Below are 21,562 nucleotides of genomic sequence, written 5' to 3'. Positions count from 1 at the left end.
AGCAAACAAAGATGATCAAAAAAGCGATTCGGATGAAGCTACATCCTGGTTATGAAGCAGAATATGAAAAACGGCATAGCGAACTATGGCCAGAACTAAAAGAGCAGCTCATAGCACACGGGGCGAAAAGCTACCAGATTTTCTTAGATCCAGAAACCCTTGCGTTGTTTGGCTACCTTGAGATTGAAGATGAAACCCGCTGGCAGCAGTTAGCGGCAACCGAGATCAACCAAAAATGGTGGCATTACATGGCAGAACTCATGGAAACAAATTCGGATGATTCGCCAGTGACACAGGAGTTAAAGGAAGTCTTTACGCTGTAAGCTAGACAAAAATGCTCATTCCTTAAAACGAACACGGTCGCATCAGTTGTTTGACATCAATCACTGGTTAGCCAAAGAGGTAGTTCGCTCACATTCGTGAGCGGACTACCTCTTTTGTTGAAATAGCAAAACAATGCTTTCGTTATTGAAGAAACGTTAAGAGAGAAGGGCTTTTTCTTGTTGCTTCAAAAATTTCTTTGGTGTCATACCAGTAATCTTTTTGAACGTTTGAACAAAATATTCAGGCGCATTGCTAAAGCCCGTCATCGCTGCCACTTCGTATACTTTGTAGTTTTTCTTCAGCAGTTCTTGTGCTTTTTGGATGCGGTATTCGGCTAATTTTTGATTGAAGCGAATCCCGGTTTCTTTGTAATAGGTTTTTCCTAAGTATTCAGGATTTAAGTACAAAAGATGGGCTGCGATCCATTTCAATGACAATGCTTCATGGTCATAATATTCTTCGATGATCAGGTTGACCTTTTGGGACAGCTGCATGTTCTCGCTATCATCTAAGCTGCCCCGCATCAAATCGATACAGTGAAGCAGCATAAACTGGAGTTCATGCCAATTATTCAAGAGCATGATCTTTGGGGAATAGTCATCAAAGTAAATGTCTTTTTTGATGCGATGGTTTTCAAAAATTGCCGATAACAAATCGTTGACCTGCAGCCGCAATAGTTGGACAGGGTAAAGCTCCATGCGACAGGTAGAAAAAAAGTTTTCCGTAAGAACTTGGGCTAAAGTCAGTTCGCCTTTGTCGATCAATGCCAAAAGTTTTTCACGGTATTCCATATAGAGACTATTTTCATAGACATTTTCTTGTGAGATTTGGGCTTCTTGGATGACTTCAAAGGTATCAAAATAAAACTCCTTATCCAAGTTCCGCTTGCCTAAATGATAACTGAGTAAAAATTTTTCGGGAGTTTCGACCCAGCAATTGATGGCGATCCCTTTTCCTAGATGCGCAGCCTGTACCTTCGTTTTAAAAAAGAGATTAAAGGTATTTTCCGTACTGAAGTTCAGGATATAGCCAACTTTGTTTTGATGACCGATCACCAACTCGTGATGGTTCTCATAGCTTTCGATCCGCTTAGCGATGGCGTGATAGAATTTCGAATCAAATAAGTACATACAAAATGGAAAAACGAACGATTCAGGCAGCGGTTCTTCTCCGCAGCTATTGATGTATTGTTCAATTTGTTGTTTTAAATAGAGGGTAGATTCCATTTGGCGACGTTCAGAGCGTTCGATCGTCTCAGCCAACGCTTCTGAAAGCTTGCTCGGAAAAACAGGTTTTTCAAGGAAAAATTTGACCCCTAAAGCCATCGCTTCTTTGGCAAAGGAGAAGCTGCCAAAGCCTGTCAAAATAATGATTTGAATCGCAGGATTGATGGCTTTTAATTTTTTGATCAAGGCAAGTCCATTGACTTTAGGCATATTGATGTCGGTAATCACGATGTCGATGGTGTTTTGCTGACAAAATGCCAAGGCTTCTTCACTGTCTGTGTAAATTCCTTTGACCACTAATGGGAAATCAAAAGAAGCAACGAGGTTAGCCACACCATTTGCTATCAAGGGTTCATCGTCAACAACGAGGATATTTTTCATGTTTCACTCACTCCTTTTAAGGGGATCACAAAGCGCACCGTCGTCTTTTTGAAGGGAATCGAGGAGACGATGGCTAACGACGCTTGATCACCATAATGCAGTTGCAATCGTTTTTGAATATTGGTCAATCCGATGCCGCCTTCTTTTTCAATAGAGAAGTTGGCTTTAAAACCAGGGCCATTGTCAGAGACACTGACTTGGAGAAAGGTTGCTTGTTGTTCAATCGTGAGGATGAGTCGACACGTTTCCTTCATATCATTGACGGCGTATTTAAAGACATTTTCAATCAATGGTTGAATTAGTAACTTAGGAATCTTAAAGGACAGGTCATTCACCAAAATTACTTCGATATACTCGATCCGTTTCCCGAAGCGAACGTTTTGAATATTGATATAGGCATGCACGATATCTAACTCATCTTGCAGCGTCGTGAAGTCAGACTTGGTATCGATTTTTTTACGAAACAAATAGGCAAGGGAGGTGACCATCTCTGAGATCTGCCACTGCTGATTTTCAATGGCGATCCAGTTGATCGAGTCTAACGTATTGTAGAGAAAATGTGGATCTAATTGCGCTTGCAATCCCTTAAATTCGATTTCTTGGGACAAAATACGCATTTCATAATTGTCCTTGATCAAGGCATTTAATTCATCGATCATCGTATTGTAGCTTTCGTAAAGGACCATGATCTCTTCTTGACTATTTTCTGGGACAGCGAGGGTCTTTAAAGAGGCCAGTTTTTTCGTTTTCCGCAGAACGGCCATTTGCGAAGCCAAGTCAGCTAAAGGTCGGGTCAGCTGATTGCTTATTTTCCGAATCACAACAATAATCAAACATAAAAAAGGCAAACTCACAGCGATGGAAAGGCCTTGTAGTTTATAAAGATCCGCTAAGACTTGGTTTTCAGGCAGTAAATAAATGAAGGTCATATTCGGCATCGTCTTCCGATCCATTGCATAGTAGTACTGGCGATTATCAAACGTCATGGAGCCGATCGATCGCTGGAAGGTTTCCATTTTCTGCTGCAAGGTATTTTGATCCGCAGCGAGGGTTTGCTCGTCATTTGCGGTACTATAAAATTGGTTCTGATACGCCATGAAAAATTGGTTTTGTTCAGAGACAATGGGAAGACTTTCGATCTCGTTACGAAAGAAGGACGTATTGACTAGAAATATCACCGTACCAATATAGGTCAAAGAAAGATCGGCTGTTGAATAGATTTTTCGCAGGTAGACACCTTGAGAAAGGTCCTTTGCAAAAAACCAACTCCCTTTGGCAGGCTTATCGGGCAAAGTCTCGATCATATCTTTGATGGTTTGGCCATTAAAGATATGGTCGGTCTCGGCTAGAAAGTTGATCATGTTTTCGTTCGTTGGGGTAAAGAGATAGACGTTTTGAATCGTTGATTCATTGCGTACGAGGGCGTTGATTTCTGCACTTAAGGCATTCTTTTGGTCGATCGCCTCTAAGGATTGCAAGGAATCTTGTGCCAAGATCCTTTGTAGGCCATTTTGGATCGGTGCACTATCGATAATGCGAAAAGAGAGGGTTTCGACGGCAGTTAAACGTTTGGCGATATTTGTTGAAATGATCGAGACATCTTTATACGCGGCTTCTTTCAGCTGCGCCATGTAGACTTGTCGCCAAACTAAGGTCAGGAGAACAGCCAATGAGACGATAATTGCCACCGTCGCAAAAAAGACAAAATGTAACTGTCGCTCAAAAGGCTGCTTTTTAAAGTGATTGATCAGCTTCTGGGACTTCATGGACACTGCCTCGCTTTGCTTGCAATTGTTTGGTTTTTTCAATCATCTGACCATGAAAAAATTCAGCGAAAAACAAGAAAATCACTAGTCCAAAGACGAGTAACAAGGAGGTTTTGGCAGTCAATAAGAGAAACAATAAATACCAGGTAAACAACAAGGCAAGGCCTTGCAGTGGGTAGCGAAAGACTAGAAAGATACTGACGTACAAGGTCTGTTTCCAAGCGTGTTGTTCGGCTTTGGCATAGGTCATAAAGCTGATGAATGCAGTGTAAAGGAGGAGAATCGTTAAAAGTAAATAGACAGGACGCAGCCAAGCCATTTCAGTCGGGAAAAAATGAGTAATCCGTAAGTTAAACAACAACAGGAGTACTGTACTTAATAGCTCAATGCCAAAAAGGGAAAAGGTGCGAAAGGCTTGCTTGTAGGCTTGCCAGAAGGCAACAGCTGAATAGTCATGACCAGTTTTACGAAAATCATGTAAACATTTGATCGTGACAGCGGTGGCAGGACCGAAGCCAAAAATCCCCAACCCTAAAAGGGTAAAGAAAAGCCATAAAAGGTTTAATTTAGCAAAATAAGCTGTTACCGTAAAAAGACGAAACAGTCCGGTTTGTATTTTTTTCATTGTTTCCACCTACCTTGTTTTTTGAAAAGTAAGCCTTTTCAACGCTAGTATAGCATAGTATATTGGAAAAAATAGAGCATGTCTGTTTTTTTACATTTTTCATCTGTTTTTCTATTTTTTTCTAGCTATTGCCCGTGAAGGCTTAGCCTTCAGCAAAAACGGCAGTCTAGTTTTTCACATATTTGCTCTTGTTTTTTCATTTTTATTAACGAGGATTTCCATTACAATCACCTTGTAAGCGCAAACAAAAAAGGAGTGTAGAAGAATGAAGAAAACTTTTTTAAAAGCAGCGAGCTTGTTGTTTCTTGGTGCGACCTTAGCAGCTTGTGGCAACAACGGCAATAGTAGCGGAAGCTCAGAAGCTGATGCAGATGGGAAAACGACGATTTCCTTTACCTGGTGGGGCTCAGAAGTCAGACACGAGAAGTATATCGAATCGATCAAAGAATTTGAGAAGCAAAATCCTGACATCAAAGTTGAATATGAATATGGTTCTTGGGATGACCATTGGAAAAAACTAGCAACAAAAGCGGCTTCTGGAGAATTACCTGATGTGATCCAGATGGATGTGCAGTACATTGCGCAATATGGAACGAAAAATCAATTAGCAGATATGTCGGAATTTATCGGCAATGAGATTCAAACCGATGATATCAAAGAATCGATTTTAGCAACTGGCGAGTTAGATGGAAAAGTTTTTGGCATACCAACTTCTGTCAATACGATGGCGATGCTCTACAATCCATCATTGGTAGAACAAGGGGGCACTGGGATCGACTTTAGCAATTATACCTTCGATGACCTTGTAGAAAGTACGGCAGCGATCGCTGAAGCAACCGGTGATTATGGTTGGAATGATAACAATGACAACAGTACGATTTTACAATACTTTTTACGTACTAAAGGCGAAGATCTATACCAATACGATGCAGACGGCAAACCAGAGATCGGTTTTTCCAAAGAAAACTGGGTTGAATTTATGGGGGCTATCGCGGACCTTACGGAAGCCAAAGCAATGCCAACCGCAGAAGTGACTAGCAATGCCAACAGTATGGATCAATATCCGTTTTCACAAGGAAAAGCAGCCTATATGATGACTTGGTCCAATCAATACTTGACCTATAAGGCCTCCGCCGCAGAAGATGTCGAAATCAACTTGGCTCGTCCATTCGACTCAGAAAACGGGGCGATGGCGTATCGACCAGGGTTCTTTTATTCGATCGCGAATGCTTCTGAATCAAAAGAAGCAGCTGCGAAGTTTGTTGACTTTTTAGTGAATAGTGAAGAAGCCAATAAGATCATCGGTACTGAGCGGGGGATTCCTTCCAATGATGCCATCAAAGAATTGCTTTATGCCGACATGACACCAGAAGAACAAGAGTCCTCTGATTTCTTAGATGATATTGCAGATATCGTTGGTGATCCATCCCCAATCCCACCAATTGGGTTTGCTGAAATCAACACGTACTTTAAAGAGCTGTACGCAGAGATCACTTATGGCACGATGACACCAGAAGAAACCTATGATGCCTTTACGCAACGCTGCGAAGAAATTTTTGCAGAAAACTATCAATAAGCATAGCTGCGGCGCCTTTACTGACTTTTTCAGTAAAGGCGTTTTTTTAGGAGAAACAATGGAGGCAAAAAATATAGGTCCTCTAGTTTTTCACATTTCTGTGCTTTTTTTTCTATTCATTCTTAAGAAGCACTTCGTTAAAATCAACTTGTAAGCGTAATCAACTATAGGAGGTAGGAAGTGAAAATTATGGAACTACAATCAAAATCACCCACGGCCAAAGAACCTGGGAAACTCAAAAGCTGGTTTAATCGATTACCAGAATCAAAACAGAATATGGTTACAGGCTACTTATTTATCTCACCCTTCATCATTGGCTTTTTTGCTTTTATTATCGTCCCGATGGGGATTTCTCTTTTTATGTCTTTTCATGACTATGATTTATTGACAGAGGCGCAATTTGTTGGCTGGAATAACTTTAAAACGATTTTTACGAATGATCCCAAGTTTGTTCAGTCACTGACTGTTACGCTGAAATATGTTGTGTTGGCAGTTCCTTTACGGCTGATCGTCGCATTAGCAGTGGCAATGCTGATCAACCGCCCATCGAAATTAAGCGGCGCTTATCGGGTATTATTTTATATCCCTTCGATTTTAGGTGGGAGCGTGGCGGTCTCGATCATGTGGCGGAATCTTTTTGGCGATTCAGGATTGATCAATGGCGTGCTAGCGGCGATCGGCTTAGACCCCATCTACTTCTTTAAAAGTCCTGGCTTAGCGTTGATGACCTTGATTTTATTAGCAGCGTGGCAATTTGGCTCGTCGATGTTGATTTTCTTATCCGGTTTGAAAAATATTCCAAAAGATTATTACGAAGCGGCGGAAATTGATGGGGCAGGAAAAATCAGACAGTTTTTCAATATCACGGTCCCAGTCCTGACACCAATCATCTTTTTTAATCTGATCTATCAAACGATCATGGCCTTTTTGACGTTTACACCTGCGTTTATCATTTCGAATGGGACGGGTTCACCCCGTAACGGCACGTTAGTCTATTCCTTGTACATGTATCAACGAGCCTTTACCGATTTCAAAATGGGCTATGCTTCAGCCTTAGCGTGGATTTTACTGGTCATCGTTGGGTTGATTACGATTCTGTTGTTCGCAACATCGAAATTTTGGGTGTTTAAAGAAAACGAGGAGGTTTGATTGATGCGTGAACAAAAACAAAATTATTTCTTTGATGCCGTGATCTTAGTTGCTGCATTACTGATGCTTTATCCGATTTTCTGGCTGCTGTTTAGTGCCTTTAAACCTAGTAGTGACATTTTTCGAACGGCAACAGAGTTGATCCCCCGAAGCTGGACGTTAGAAAACTTTACCAAAGGGTTTGAAGGGATCGCAGGGATTCCCTTCATTCGCTATATTTTCAACTCGTTGCAAATCGCGTTGATTTCAATGGTAGGGGCGGTCTGTTCTTCGGCTGTCATTTCTTATGGATTTGGTCGGATTCCTTTCAAAGGAAAAGGCTTTTGGTTTGCTTGTATCTTGGTCACGATGATGCTGCCGCAAGAGATCATCATGGTGCCTCAGTATCTTTGGTTTAATCAATTAGGCTGGCTTAACTCGATTCGTCCGGTAACCGTTCCTTCATACTTCGGACAAGCCTTCTTTATTTTCATGATGGTCCAATTCGTCTCTGCGATCCCGACAGATTTAGATGAAGCAGCAAAAATGGACGGCTGTGGACGGGTCGGTATTTTCTTCCGCGTGATTCTACCGTTGATGAAGCCTTCCTTGGCAAACGCTGCGATCTTCTCTTTCTATTGGAAATGGGAAGAACTGATCGGACCGATGCTGTACCTCACACGTCCGCAAAACTACACGGTATCGATTGCCTTGAAGCAGTTCCTGGATGCTAGCAGCACCTCCAATTGGGGAGCGATGTTCGCGATGTCTGTGGTCTCCTTGCTGCCTGTGTTGATCATCTTCTTTATTTTCCAAAAATACATTGTTGAAGGCATCAGCACGACGGGTCTTAAATAAGTGTGGAAAAAGATATTCGCTGTTTTGGAATATCTTTTTTCTATTGAATGAATTCGTTGAAGAAAGGACAAACCGATGGAACCATTTCAAGTAATTGATTTTCATGTCGTACCAAGCACGATCGGCGCTCATCAAGCGACCCTTATTTGGGAGAAGCCGCTGCACGCTCAAGCTATTTTTGGTTATCAATTGTTTTTAGACAACGATTTGATCCAAACCAGACCAACAAACAAGACGCATTGGACGTTGACAAACTTATCTGCCGATCAAACGTATCAAGTAACGATCATCTGCCTCGATCATCAGGGGTGCCTGCTTACAAATACCCCAGCCACGACGACCTTTCGTACAAAGAAAAAAAGTGTTGTGTTAGATGTTACGCAAGCACCCTACCATGCTGATATCAAAGGCAAAGAAGATAGTACCGCCATTCTCCAGCAAGCGATCAACGATTGCCCTAGCAATGGCACTGTCTGGATCCCAACAGGGGCGGTGATCCTTTCTGGTGCGTTGGAGCTAAAAAGCAATATGATTTTTCAAGTAGATGGCACATTGCAAGCAAGCCCCGACATAGAAACGTATCGGGTTGCCCCTCACGAGTATTTAGGAAGCGTGAATCAAGAGGGCTTACCATTAAGCCGTTATGAAGGCTGGGAATTATTTTGCTTTCGTTCATTGATCAACATTGGGTATATCGATCAAGGCGATCGAGGGCGTATCGTTTGTGAAAATGTCCGTCTTTGTGGCAAAGGGACGATCATTGGTGGCGGGAATCCATTAGGACTAGCGATGCGAAACCCTTATGCAGATCGTGAACAGTATCCAGAATATGTTTCTGATGGAAAACCTGGAAGACGAGTAAGGGGACGTTTGATCTGTATGATGCAGGCCAAAAACATCCATTTGACAGAGCTGACGTTGATTGATCCACCATGCTGGACTGTTCATATGATTTACTGTGACACCGTTGTGACCCATGGGGTGACTATTCAGTCCAAAGGCATCGACAATGGCGATGGTTGGGACCCAGATTCTTCGCAAAATTTGCTGATTTTTGACACCGTTTTTGATACGGGCGATGATTGTATCGCAATCAAATCTGGCAAAAATCCAGAAGGAAATCAGATCAATAGACCAGCGAAAAATATTCGGCTGTTTGATTTGGCTATTCGAGGGGGACATGGCATCGCGATTGGTAGTGAGCAATCTGGTGGTGTTGAAAATATCGCTTTTCGAGATTGTCAAATGACCAATACGCTTTATGGGCTAGAATTGAAAGCGCAGAATGATCGTGGTGGCTATATTCGTCAAGTGACGATCACCGATTGCCTGTTGGATCGTTTCATGGCTCATCCTGTTGCTTACAATGCCGATGGTCAGGCAGCACAACAGTTACCGATCATTTCGGATATTTTGGTCAAGAATACCCGTATCGTAGGGCAGAACCCTTTGGTCGAGCTAAAAGGGTTTGTCGATGAACAAACACAGCAGGTTTCACCGATCCAACGCGTTACTTTTGAGTCAGTTGCCTTTGAATCAGCTAAAGGGCAAAAGAAAATGATTTTTGAACAGTGTCAGGAGGTCAGCTTTAAAGAGGCAGCGATCATTGATCGAGCGGCCATAAGTGACGCAATAAGTTGCCAAGAAACAGTCGAACTATCCATGGTGGGGCAAAAGAAACGCACGTAGAACAAGCTTTTGGAAATGATCTGCGTTGGTTTTCCCAATGAGAAACAGTTAGTTAAGCACCTTATTTCCTTCCTTGACAGGTTGCGCCTTTTTGCTTTTGTAGACAAAAAGGCGCATTTTTCTAACAAGAAAGGACGTTACAAAAAAAGACGATCCTCAGAAATCAAAAAGAACTTTCTTTTGCCGCTAAGGGGACTATAGTAAAGAATGTAGGAAAAAAGGACACCAGAAAGCACATGGGAAAAGACAACGAGATGTGGCAAGAGGAACGCTTTACTTGATGGACAGCGCCAGTAAGAAGCACTTAGTTCTATCCAAATAAACGATAGATGAAAAAAGGTTGGCGATGCGCAAATTTTTAAAAGTCATGGATATCGACAAACCTATTTGTAGCGTAAAACAAAAGCGTAGGAGGCAAGCAAGAATGGAAGACATCACGCAATTATTGCAACGAGAAATTGACCAAGCATCAACTGTACAGGGAACAGTGATTACACCACCCGGCGCTTATCAAATCGGCGCATTGTTTTTAAAAAGCAATGTGCACTTGATTGTCTCAGAGGATACGATTCTGTATGGTAGTCAAGAACTGGCCGATTATCCCGAAGTAGATAATCGGGTCGCAGGGATCAATATGAAGTGGCCTGCAGCGATGATCAATGTTTTTCACGCAGAAAATGTCATGATCTCGGGAAAAGGGAAACTTGATGGTCGTGGAGAAACATGGTGGCAAACGTTTTGGGGAACAGATGAAGCCAGCGGGATGATGGCGGATTATGCAAAGAAAGGCTTACGCTGGGCAGCAGATTATGATTGTAAGCGCCCACGAAATATCCTTGTTTATGAAAGTCAGCAAGTAACCATCAAAGATATTTCGTCGCTACAGTCGGGTTTTTGGAATACCCAAATCACATATTCTCACCACATATTGATCGACGGCATCACGGTAGACAATCGAAAAGGGCCTAGTACTGATGGCATCGATATTGATTCCTGTGAAGAAGTCGCGATTCAAAATGCCTACATTTCCTGCAACGATGACAATATCTCGATCAAGGCGGGACGTGGGGCAGAAGTCTTAGCCCAGCAAAGAAGCTGTCGGAAAATCACGATCAAAGACTGTCAGTTAGGGTACGGTTCAGGAATTGCCATTGGTAGTGAAACTTCGGGTGGGATCGAAGAGATCAAAATCCAAAAAGTCGTCTTTGAGCAAACTGGCGCAGGGTTTCGGATCAAATCCGCCAACAATCGAGGTGGATTTATACGCAAGGTCACTGCTTCGGATTTAACGATGAAGGATGTTGGCTTTCCTTTTCTCTTACAAACAAATTGGTACCCAGATTATAGTTATCCAGAACTGCCAGCTGATTATGCGGAAGAGATTCCCGACTATTGGCACAAATTGATGGCACAACCAGCTATTCCAGTAGGTCCAGCAAAGGTCTGCGACATTACTATTGAAAACGTGCAAGCTACCAAAACAGGACAACAAAGCGTGCGTGCTTTTTTCATCGAGGCCAGCCCAGCAGAACCGATCCGCAATCTAACATTGAAAAATCTTTTCATTCATGCCGATGAGTTCGGCAAGATTGCAGGGGTTGAGAACTTAAAGATGGTGGAAACGATCGTCACTGCGTTAGCGCCAACCTTGGATCAAAATGATGTGTATGAGCGGTAGTACTCTTTCTGTCAAATATGAATAAGTGGTGATCCGCTTAGTACTACAAAACTGATGAATTATCAACGAAGACCAATGAGTTGGTCTTTTTTTCATGATAAGGTGTTTCCAAATCTCTCACAAATAAGAACATCAGTACTTAGGCTACCCTTTCTACAATGAGAATTTAAGAATGATAGGAATCAGAAAAACTGCGATAATTAAATTGATTGAGCGAACTAAGAACACGAAGAACTATCTATTCTTTTTTCCTATAATTTACGATACCTGCAAATGTAGAGCAAAACTCCCTACCCAGCCATATATCAACGATTAACAAAAAATGTCAATTGCTGGAAATCCTGCTTTTCGTTATGCTTTTGGTATTGAAAGCGGTTTATTTAATCGAGCTCAACAACAAAATCTAAGGAGGAAAAGTAGTGAAAAAATTAAGTACGATTCTTGGTTTGGGGTTACTATCGGTCGCCTTTTTGTCGGCATGTGGGAAGGAGGAAGCAGGTTCCACAACAGATTATGATACGATTTCGATGTTATCGCCGTACATTGAAACTGAACCACCTGCAAGTGACAATGAGATTTTGAAGCAATTAGAAGCTTACACTGGCAAAAACATTGATATTACCTGGGCACCCAATACATCCTACGAGGATAAAATGAATATTACGTTAGCTTCAGATGATATTCCAGAAGTGATGGTCATTCAAGGAAAATCAGGAGGATTTATCAAGTCAGCAGAAAATGGGGCTTTTTGGGATTTGACCGACTATTTAGCTGATTATCCTAATCTCTCTCAGTCTAACGAGGATGTTTTGCGTAATTCTTCTGTGAATGGCAAAGTGTACGGAATTTATCGGAAACGTGATGCGATGCGGACGGCGGTGATCATCCGAAAAGATTGGTTAGAAAACTTAAACTTAGAGGTACCAGAAACGATCGATGATCTCTATGAGGTTGCCAAAGCATTTACTGAGAACGATCCCGATGGGAATGGTGAAAATGATACGTTTGGTTTGATTATTCCCCAATGGCCTGGCTCGATCAATTCAAATAGTCCTTACGATGTGTTAGCTACTTGGTTTGGGGCAGGAAATGCTTGGAAAGAAATAGACGGCACTTTAGAGCCATCCTTTATGCAACCAGAATACCTAGAATCAATGCAATTTGTTAAAGATATGGTGGAACAAGGCTATGTCAATCGTGATTTTGCAACTATGGCAGCAGATAAATGGGATGAGCCGTTTATCAATGGACGTGGTGGGATCATTATTGATACGTATTCACGAGCAGCACAAATCAGTAATAAATTATTGCAAGCTGGAGAAGAAGACCTCGTCGTCTTTACAGGGAATTTAAAAGATAATAACGGTACGATGAATGCGTTACCGACAGATGGCTATTCTGGTTTCTTGGCGATTCCTAAGTCGAGTGTCCAGACAGAGGAACATCTAAAAGAGGTGTTGACGTTCCTTGATAAATTAAATGATAAAGAAGCACAGGTATTGCTGAACAACGGAATTGAAGGAATCAATTTCGAAGTAGTGGATGGAATGTCCGTCGCACTAGAAGGATCAGAAGCTGAAGCGCTAGCCAATGCGGTCAAAGGGTACTCACAAATTGGGATGAATGTAACGGAAGATACCCTGTACTATATTGCTAAACCTGATACAGAAGCGGCTACTGAAAGCTATGAAAAACGATTGTCACTGATGGAAGCTGATTTAGAGCACGCTGTCTTTAACCCAGCAGCCTCCTATAATACAGATACGTATGTAACAAAAGGGGCACAGCTTGATCAGATCATTAGTGATGCACGGGTTCAATTTATTGCAGGACAAATCGATGAAGCGGGTTGGGAAGCTGCGATCGAACTTTGGAAGAATCAAGGAGGCACGCAGCTGATGGAAGAAACGAATGCCCTTCATCAAGCACAATAACGACAGTCGAAGAAGGTTGAGTGGATCTTGCTCTCAACCTTTTTCTTTTTCAATGATTTTTTTCAGCTAATAAAATGGAGTAATAGTCAAGTGAGACGAGACAGGTAGTAAGAAATCAGAAAAGAAAAAATGGAAACAAGCAAATGAAAACCCTAATCTAACGCTTGATATCAAAGAATTCAAAAAAAGTCAATTGTTAGAAATGTAGGTCAAGTTTACTATGAAAAGAGAAAAGCAGCTCATATACGCATAAAAGGAGAAGAAATGTTAGCGAAATTGATCTATGAAAATCCGCTGAATCAAGCAGCAGATATTCAACACTTTATTGCTGAAGGAGAGCCCAAAATTATTTTCCAAGACGGGATGATTCTGGCAAATACGTATTCTGAAGAATCAAACAAACAACCACATTTTGTTTTATGGCTGCCTCAACAATTTCCAGCGGACCTACGAATCACCTGGCAGTTTCAACCACTGGCTGAACCAGGCTTATGTATGCTCTTTTTTGCAGCAGCCAATCGCAAGGGTGGCTCGATCTTCGATTCTGGAGTACCCAAACGAACCGGGGCATATCCCGAGTATCATTCTGGAGGGATCAATGCTTACCACCTTTCTTATTTTCGAAGAAAGTATGAGGAGGAACGGGCGTTTGAAACGTGTAATTTGCGCAAAAGCCATGGGTTTCATCTGGTCGCCCAAGGCGCAGATCCACTTCCGAGTGTAGCAGATGCCCGAGGGTTTTATCACCTAAGAATCGATAAGGTAGGTGCAACGATCTCCTTTTGGATCAACGACTTATTGGTGTTAAGGTACCTTGATGAGGAACAGTTTGGTCCCGTATTAACCAAAGGAGCGATCGGATTTCGGCAAATGGCGCCAATGAAGGCCCGCTATAAAGACTTAAAGGTATATTCCTTAGAGGAGGAACGGTGATGAATTGGCAGAAAGCATATCAAGCAGCAGATTTTGTCTTTTATTGTTTGCTGATAAATGTAACCGTTATTATAGGTGCGCTAGTAGGTGGGATCATCTTTGGACTGGCGCCTAGCGTACAAGCAGGATTCCACGTAGCAAAGAAAACCCTTAAACAGGAATCGCCGCCTTTTTTTCAAACGTTCTTTGGGCATTACCGCAGGAACTTTTGGCGATCGAATCGCTTGGGCTTACCGATCATTCTCTTTTATTTGTGCCCCATGGTAGTGATCCAGCAAGGATTTTTAGCGGCATTGACTCAAACAGGCTTGATCTTATTGATCGTTAGCCAATGCGTCGCGATCGCTGTGATCAATACATTGCTTAGCATGTACGAATATTATGTGCTCCCAACGAAGAAGTACCTAGGCGCTTCGCTACGCTTTCTTTTTTTTCAACCTATTGGCACCTTTTTAGGCGTCCTTTGGTTTGGGATTTGTAGTACGATCAGTTTTTTTCTCCCCGGTCTCCTGCCATTTTTAAGTATTGGGATGTGGATCATTGGCACAATGGGGATTTACTTGAAATTATTTGATGAAAATGAACAAAAGCTAAAGCAACAAAAAGATGCAGGTCAACCTGTAGAGAGGGAAGAGGAGGAAATCGAACATGGCATTGAAATGGCTCAAAAATAAACCTAAGGGAAAACGTGGGCTGAGTTTTGGGTATCCATGGGAAAAAGGAGCTTTACAACCTGAGGCTCTAAGTGAGGAAATTTTTTTGCTGGGTGAGGAGCCGCTGCAAACGAAAGTACTGGCTTACTGGCCAGATGGCAGTGTGAAATGGACAGGACACAGTGGTCTGGTGGCAGAAACGACGCAGTTACTTTTTCAAAGAAAACAGCGTGTCCAGAAGAAACAGGCGATTGCTAGGGAAGCTTACAACGGTATTTATTTTGACAACGGTACGATCAAAGGCTTCTTCCCGAAACATGGGGAAGGGAAAAATGTATTGGACTGGGTAGCGGTCAATGGGCAGAAAAAATTGCAAGATCTTCACGCAATCCTGCAATACCAAAACAAAAAGGTGCAGTCCAAAGTAACGGACTTGATGTTGGAAGAAAATGGTTCCGAGAAAGCCGTTATCAAAGTATCGGGCGTCATCGAGATCGATCAAGAAGTGGTGCAAGAGTTTATTTTACGGTTCCGCATCTTTCGCAAAATCAGCAAATTGGAAATCATTCATACGGTCATTATCATCAAACCACTTGCTTATGAAGGCATGGGGATAGCATTTGATTATGCGTTGACAGGTGAAAATTGGAATCGACAAGTCAAATTTATTGCAGATGCTGTGTATCATGAAGCGGCGCAATTGTTACTTTCACGTCGACACTATCAGCAAAACATTCCCTATCAAGAACAAGCCAGTGGACAGCTCGTTTCATTGACCCCAGCGGACGAGCCGATGCTGTCTCATGCGGTGGAAAATGCTATTTGGGACAATTTTCGGGTCAATCAAATCAATCATCGGTCATTTGAATTAGAAAAACAGACCGAAGCTGGGTACTGTTGGTTGCCCATTGGGGATGGCGAGCATTATTCAGGTACCTTTTACGCTGGGGGAGAAACCGGCGGCGTTGCTTGCAGCATGGAGAAATTTTGGGAAAAAGCACCATCTGCGATCGAGGTGGCAGGCATCACCCAAAAAGCAACCCAAATCACGATGTGGCAGTGGTCACCGAATGCCAAGCCAATGGATTTTCAGCACTATTCCAAACGGGATCATATGCTTAGCGGATACGAAGGAATGGAAGAGATTCGTTCGACGGCAGTTGGTGTAGCAAATACGACGCGTTGTTGGTTGGATCTTTATGAAGAAGCCCCGTCAGAAGAAGTGTTGCTGGGCTTAGCTCAAGAAAACCAAGAACCTGCCCAGATCGTTTCATTGCCTGAGCGTTATCAAGAGACGAAGGTTTTTGGCAGGATCAGTTTACCAGACGAATCAACGAAAACGAAACAATTGCTGGAGCAACAATTGGCTAAGATGCGGCAATTCTATTTAGCAGAAGTCCAACAAAGAGGTTGGTATGGCTATTGGAACTATGGTGATGTCATGCATACCTATGATCAGTTTCGACACCAATGGCGCTACGATCTTGGTGGGTACGCTTGGCAAAACACTGAATTGGTCCCCAACATGTGGCTTTGGCTAGATTTCTTACGGACTGGTGATCCAAGCGTCTACTATCTGGCTGAAAGCATGACGAGACATACTTCAGAAGTCGATCAGTATCATGCTGGTGAATACAAAGGATTGGGGTCTCGGCATAATGTCGTTCATTGGGGCTGCCAAGCCAAAGAAGTTCGAATTTCAATGGCGGGTCTGCATCGCTACTACTACTATTTGACAGCGGATGAACGTATTGGGGAGGTCATGGAACAAGTCAAAGACAATGAAACCTATGCTTTTGATGCGTTACCACCGATGCGCGAGTTTTATGAACGAGAAACGAAGCGGATACCGATCCGAATCGGACCAGATTGGGCTGCGCTAGTCTCGAACTGGTTTACCCAATGGGAACGGACGAATGATCCTGTTTACCTTGAAAAAATTCGCACAGGAATCACCTGCATCAAAGCCATGCCCCAGCGCCTTTTGTCTGGTCCCACAGTGTTATTTGATCCGCAAGACAAAACCTTGTCTTATATGGGAACAGGGAATTTTGGCGGCTATCACATGGTCATTTCCTTTGGGGCGCCGCAAGTTTGGTTAGAACTTGCTCAAGTGCTGGAAGACCCCGAGTGGACAGAGATGTTAGGGGAGTTTGGCTGGTTTTATAGCTTGAGTCCTGAGAGAAAAGCAGAAGAGTCAAACGAGGTACTGACGGAACCTCATTTTGCCTGGCCAATGTTTGCGTCGACGATGATGGCCTTTGCTGGGCGAGTGCGTAACGATCGAGCAATCAGTCAAAGGGCTTGGCAGTTATTGCTTGATAATGACAAATCGGGTGTTCCATTGCCGATCGAAGCGACCATTGAAGCAGCGACAACGTGGAAAAAAATAAAAGAAATGCCGTGGGTATCGACCAATGTGTTGTCACAGTGGGGACTAAATACGATTTGTTGTTTAGCACTGATCGGAGCGGAATTAGAGGAGGAGAATGAATGGAAACAACAATAAAAAAAGTGCCGAAAACGAAAGAGCAATGGGGGAGTTTTCTCAACCATTTTAAACAAAATAAATGGCTCTATATTTTGACGATTCCCGGGATCATCTATTTTGCAGTATTTCGTTATGCACCGATGTATGGGTTGATCATTGCTTTCAAAGATTATGTACCTTTTTTAGGAATCGCAGATAGTCCATGGGTCGGAACACAAAATTTTATGGATTTCTTCAATAATCCTGATTTCTTTCGGATCTTGTGGAACACGTTGATGATTGCCTTTTTAAACATCTTCTTTTCGTTTCCAGCACCCATCTTTTTGGCACTGTTACTGAATGAATTGCGCAACAAGCTGTTTCAGCGGACCATTCAAACCTTCGTCTATGTACCACATTTTCTTTCATGGACGATCGTCGTTAGTCTTTGGCATATCTTATTCAACATCGATCATGGAGCGATCACTCAATTTATCGCTTCGTTGACAGGCGTTGAAATCGACTTTCTCTCAGACCCGCAATGGTTCCGCCCCATGATCGTGATGCAATCGATTTGGAAAGAGATCGGTTGGGGGACTATTATTTATTTAGCTGCCTTATCAGGTGTGGATCAGGAGCAATACGAAGCCGCAATCATGGATGGTGCAGGACGTTTCCGACGTGTGTGGCACATCACTTTACCTGCGATTCGTTCGACGATCATCATTATGCTGATCATGCGGATCGGGTCGATTTTGTCTACTGGGTTTGATCAGATTTTCTTGATGACCAATCAGTTGAACCGAACAGTAGCAGATGTTTTTGATACGTATGTGTATATGATGGGGATCACCAATGGCGCTTACAGTTACTCAACAGCCGTCGGATTATTTAAATCGATCGTTGGGATCATCCTCGTACTTTGTACCAATAAATTAGCGAAACGCTTTGGCGAAAGCGGCTTATACTAAGGAGGAAAAAGATGGCTACTTTACACAATACGAAAGCAGGGAAAATATTTGATATTTTTAATGCGCTATTTTTGGCATTAATTGGGTTATTCATGGTGATTCCTTTTATTTATGTGATCGCCGGTTCATTTGCTACGGAGTTAGAATTGACCACACGTTCGTTTTTCTTATGGCCAAGCGAGATCAGTCTCGACTCCTATCGCTTTATTTTTTCAACCAACACCTTTATCCGTAGTTTGCTTGTAACGGTCGGCGTTACCATCGTTGGCACGCTGGTGCAGCTTTTCTGTACCTTCACCTTTGCCTATCCTTTATCACGTAAGCACCTAAAAGGACGGAACACCTTGTTGAATCTCGTGATTTTTGCAATGCTCTTTTCAGGTGGGATGATCCCAACGTTTATCGTGGTTAAAAATTTAGGACTGATCAATTCTTATTGGGCATTGATTTTGCCAATCGCGATCAATCCGTTCAACTTAATGATCATCAAAAACTTTTTCCAAGAAATGCCGATCGAATTGGAAGAATCCGCCAAGATGGACGGCTGTACGGAACTAGGGATCTTATGGAAAATCATTTTGCCTTTATCAAAACCAGTGATCGCGACCTTCACCCTTTTTTACGCCGTTGGTATCTGGAACGACTTCATGAGTGGATTGCTCTATATCAACGATTCAGCAAAATGGCCGATTCAGTTATTGTTAAGACAGATCACGATGGCGTCCAGTGGTGCCAATGCGTTAGCAAGTATGGACCCCAACTATGTGCCGCCTGAACAAGGAATCAAATTTGCAGTCATCATTGTGGCTACTTTGCCAATTTTGATCTTCTATCCGTTTTTGCAAAAACATTTTGCCAAAGGAATGCTGATTGGATCCGTCAAAGGATGATACACTTCAATAGTTGTGGATAGGTTGTCATGCATTTTTTCGCATGACAATTTGTCACATAAAATCTATTACAAGGGTGTTTGGGAATGAAGTACTTTAAAACAGGCGGTTTTCATCGAAAACTGCAGCTAGCCAGTCTATGGATCGTCGTGCCGCTATTAGCCGTTGCAATCTTTTTGCATGCCTATTTGATCGGACCATTACAACGATCGTATCAAGAACTAAATAATCGCCAAGTCGAAGGAATCGTTAGTAACATCAACCAACAGTTCTCGCAGCTGGAAGTGACTTTAAGCGTTTGGGGGCAATCGTTTCAAAGACGCTACCAAGAAGATTTACTGGAAACGACAAATTATCAGACGTTGATCCAGCTGTCGGAAGAATTGTTTTACTTAACAAATAGCTCCAATTATGTCAATCGAATCGGTATTTATTCACTAGGCGAGACGCCTTTTGGGATTGAAAGTGGCGGCACGTATGAATTAACGCTCGAGCAAACCAAAACAGCATTTGAACGCTATCGGATCGATAATGGTAGGCAGTATCAGTGGAAGATCATTGAAGAAGAGGATGAATTGATTTTTGTACAAAACATTGATGGCCAAGGCGAAGATCAGCCTAAAATTTTTTTAGTTGCAACGATCGACGAGCAATCATTGTTAAAGTATTTTTATGATACCCAAATTGAAAATGGACTCGCAGCGATTTCCTTTAATCATGAGAGTTTTCGTTTTATTGGCGATCAGAACTTAGCGAATGTTATCCAACCGCTGAGTGAGGAGCATCAAGGAACCTGGGTCGAATCGATCAATGGCAATGATTATAGCATGATCGCCGTAAACAGTACGCGACTCAACCAAATATGGACGTTTTATACCGTCGTTCCCTTAGCATTGATTACCGAGCCAGTCACTCATTTGGCTAGAGTGCTGATCGTCGTAAGTATTCTTTTTATTGCTTGTGTGGCAGTCATGAGTCTCTTTTTGGCAAAAAAACAATACCAACCTTTTGAAAAAACGATGGATCAGCTCTTTGGTAATACCCAATGGAAAAAAGAAAACGATCTGGAGTTTTTGGTGGACCGTTGGCAACAATTAAGTCGTGAAAAAGGATTGCTACAAAATCAGGCGGAACGCTTTCAAGATTCGCTCAAGCGGCAAGTGATCCAACATTTGATGGAAGGGTATTATGGCTATTTATCAGAGGAAGAATCGCAACAATTACTGCAGCAAAAAAACTGGCGCTTAAGTGACCAAGGGTATCGCTTGTTTTATTTCCAACTCAATGATCTATTAAGCAATCAAGCAAATTCACAAGATGAAACCCACATTTTGTTTGCGTTAGAAAACATTATAGCGGATGTCACAGCCATGTTTTTCCCAGAATCAACCATCGTTTCGTCAAATGAAGGACGGATTTTGGTTTTTGTGGTCAATCAAGAGCAACAACTGACAGATTACTTCACGATGGTCACCAAGCAAATCAATTTGATCGTCTGCCGTTATGTCACCATCGTTAGTTCGCAACAAGAAACTGAGATTCGCAAGTTGCCTGAAGTTACCCAACGTCTCAAAAAGCAAATCCATCTGCAACAGTTGATTCCCGAAAATCAAGTGCTTCAAGGAGAGAACATGCGCCCGCTGCCGAAGTATTCTCTTTCGCAAGAAAATTTGATTTTAACAGCGCTGAAAAGTGGCTATCATGAAGAATTGCAACGAAGTGTCCAGCGGTTTTTAGAACAGGTCGTGGCAGAAAACAATCAACAGGCCGCGGTGATCTATGTGGTCAATCGAATGTACGATCAAGTCGATTACCTTTTAAATGAAAATGGGGTCTCACGAACGGATTATGTATCGAAAACGGTTGTGTTAGAGCGAATCGAACGACTTTTGGACATCAATCAGATCCAAGCCTTTTTGTACCATCATTTCTTAAAGCCCGTTTCCATCCTCTGGCAAGAAAATGTCGCTAATTCTTATAGTGAAATGATCCAAAAAGTAGCGGAGTACATCCAATCTGATTTTCGCAATGAACAAATTTCCTTAGAATACGTTGCGGATCGTTTCGAAGTCGACCCAATCTTTTTGAGTAAGGAGTTCAAGCGTGCCAAGCAGGTCAACTTTATTGATTATTTAACTAATGTTCGCATCGTAGAAGCAAAACGGCAGTTGCTCGAAACCGATCACCAAATCAATGAAATCGCCGAAAACCTTGGGTATAATCCCAGCTACTTCAATCGTTTATTTAAAAAGTGCACGGGAATGACCCCAGGACAATATCGAAAAGGTCAGAGCTGATCACTGTTGGTTGCTGCGGAAAAGCTCGTATTTTCGCAGCTTTTGCTCTGATTTTTCCATGTTTTCATCAGCGAATGTTTTGTATAATAGAAAAGAAAGCGATTTCCAATGCAGCTTATGTTCAGCAAGAAAACCAGTGGACTTGTCGAAGCTGTTGGAAATC

General features: G+C 42.3%; 16 protein-coding genes. 13 read left to right on the top strand and 3 right to left on the bottom strand.

Annotated elements, in window-relative coordinates; genetic code table 11:
• Positions 1 to 11 precede the first annotated feature (11 nt).
• Positions 12 to 323, top strand: a complete 312-nt coding sequence (rhaM, locus tag IGJ17_RS13005; protein ID WP_429961492.1) for an L-rhamnose mutarotase — start codon at positions 12 to 14, stop codon at positions 321 to 323.
• A 156-nt stretch (positions 324 to 479) separates the two neighbouring features.
• On the opposite strand, the gene IGJ17_RS13000 is transcribed toward rhaM, so the two are convergent.
• Genes IGJ17_RS13000 through IGJ17_RS12990 form a run of 3 tightly spaced genes read right to left on the bottom strand, consistent with a single transcriptional unit; the run spans position 480 to position 4,322 of the window.
• On the bottom strand, positions 480 to 1,931 hold the full coding sequence (locus tag IGJ17_RS13000; RefSeq protein ID WP_005234181.1) for a response regulator: 1,452 nt from the start codon (positions 1,929 to 1,931) through the stop codon (positions 480 to 482).
• Complete coding sequence (locus IGJ17_RS12995) at positions 1,928 to 3,697, bottom strand: sensor histidine kinase (protein ID WP_429961491.1); 1,770 nt, start codon at positions 3,695 to 3,697, stop codon at positions 1,928 to 1,930. Before IGJ17_RS12995 ends, IGJ17_RS13000 begins: the two co-directional genes overlap by 4 nt.
• Positions 3,666 to 4,322 carry a DUF624 domain-containing protein gene (locus IGJ17_RS12990; protein ID WP_429961490.1) on the bottom strand — a complete coding sequence of 219 codons (657 nt, stop codon included), beginning with the start codon at positions 4,320 to 4,322 and terminating at the stop codon, positions 3,666 to 3,668. The genes IGJ17_RS12995 and IGJ17_RS12990 overlap by 32 nt, the downstream gene beginning before the upstream one ends.
• 265 nt (positions 4,323 to 4,587) lie before the next feature.
• On the opposite strand from IGJ17_RS12990, the gene IGJ17_RS12985 reads away from it, so the two are divergent.
• From IGJ17_RS12985 to IGJ17_RS12930, 12 genes are all read left to right on the top strand, one after another.
• Positions 4,588 to 5,898: an ABC transporter substrate-binding protein gene (locus IGJ17_RS12985; RefSeq protein WP_060791387.1), complete on the top strand. Its 1,311-nt coding sequence runs from the start codon at positions 4,588 to 4,590 to the stop codon at positions 5,896 to 5,898.
• A gap of 189 nt (positions 5,899 to 6,087) precedes the next feature.
• Positions 6,088 to 7,047 carry a carbohydrate ABC transporter permease gene (locus IGJ17_RS12980; protein WP_016608843.1) on the top strand — a complete coding sequence of 320 codons (960 nt, stop codon included), beginning with the start codon at positions 6,088 to 6,090 and terminating at the stop codon, positions 7,045 to 7,047.
• Positions 7,048 to 7,050: 3 nt separating this feature from the next.
• Positions 7,051 to 7,884 carry a carbohydrate ABC transporter permease gene (locus IGJ17_RS12975; RefSeq protein WP_005234188.1) on the top strand — a complete coding sequence of 278 codons (834 nt, stop codon included), beginning with the start codon at positions 7,051 to 7,053 and terminating at the stop codon, positions 7,882 to 7,884.
• A gap of 75 nt (positions 7,885 to 7,959) precedes the next feature.
• Positions 7,960 to 9,573, top strand: a complete 1,614-nt coding sequence (locus IGJ17_RS12970; protein WP_429961489.1) for a glycosyl hydrolase family 28 protein — start codon at positions 7,960 to 7,962, stop codon at positions 9,571 to 9,573.
• Between the two features lie 424 nt (positions 9,574 to 9,997).
• The gene (locus tag IGJ17_RS12965; RefSeq protein WP_429961488.1) at positions 9,998 to 11,251 is read left to right on the top strand and encodes a glycoside hydrolase family 28 protein; all 1,254 of its coding nucleotides are present in this window, start codon (positions 9,998 to 10,000) and stop codon (positions 11,249 to 11,251) included.
• A gap of 419 nt (positions 11,252 to 11,670) precedes the next feature.
• Positions 11,671 to 13,185, top strand: a complete 1,515-nt coding sequence (locus IGJ17_RS12960) for an extracellular solute-binding protein (protein ID WP_429961487.1) — start codon at positions 11,671 to 11,673, stop codon at positions 13,183 to 13,185.
• 264 nt (positions 13,186 to 13,449) lie between these two features.
• Positions 13,450 to 14,118, top strand: a complete 669-nt coding sequence (locus tag IGJ17_RS12955) for a DUF1961 family protein (RefSeq protein ID WP_429961486.1) — start codon at positions 13,450 to 13,452, stop codon at positions 14,116 to 14,118.
• Positions 14,118 to 14,792 carry a YesL family protein gene (locus IGJ17_RS12950; RefSeq protein ID WP_429961485.1) on the top strand — a complete coding sequence of 225 codons (675 nt, stop codon included), beginning with the start codon at positions 14,118 to 14,120 and terminating at the stop codon, positions 14,790 to 14,792. The genes IGJ17_RS12955 and IGJ17_RS12950 overlap by 1 nt, the downstream gene beginning before the upstream one ends.
• Complete coding sequence (locus IGJ17_RS12945) at positions 14,767 to 17,280, top strand: hypothetical protein (RefSeq protein WP_429961484.1); 2,514 nt, start codon at positions 14,767 to 14,769, stop codon at positions 17,278 to 17,280. The genes IGJ17_RS12950 and IGJ17_RS12945 overlap by 26 nt, the downstream gene beginning before the upstream one ends.
• Positions 17,265 to 18,212 (top strand): ABC transporter permease, encoded by a 948-nt coding sequence (locus IGJ17_RS12940; protein WP_005234199.1) that lies wholly within the window; start codon positions 17,265 to 17,267, stop codon positions 18,210 to 18,212. The genes IGJ17_RS12945 and IGJ17_RS12940 overlap by 16 nt, the downstream gene beginning before the upstream one ends.
• A gap of 11 nt (positions 18,213 to 18,223) precedes the next feature.
• On the top strand, positions 18,224 to 19,102 hold the full coding sequence (locus IGJ17_RS12935; RefSeq protein ID WP_195266568.1) for a carbohydrate ABC transporter permease: 879 nt from the start codon (positions 18,224 to 18,226) through the stop codon (positions 19,100 to 19,102).
• Positions 19,103 to 19,188: 86 nt separating this feature from the next.
• Positions 19,189 to 21,399 (top strand): helix-turn-helix transcriptional regulator, encoded by a 2,211-nt coding sequence (locus IGJ17_RS12930; RefSeq protein ID WP_429961483.1) that lies wholly within the window; start codon positions 19,189 to 19,191, stop codon positions 21,397 to 21,399.
• Positions 21,400 to 21,562 lie beyond the last annotated feature (163 nt).

This window comes from Enterococcus sp. DIV1096b (genome assembly GCF_050498765.1).
GTDB lineage: Bacteria > Bacillota > Bacilli > Lactobacillales > Enterococcaceae > Enterococcus_D > Enterococcus_D entomosocium.
Note: the sequence above shows the minus strand (reverse complement) of the source record. Positions and strands in the feature narration are given on the sequence as shown.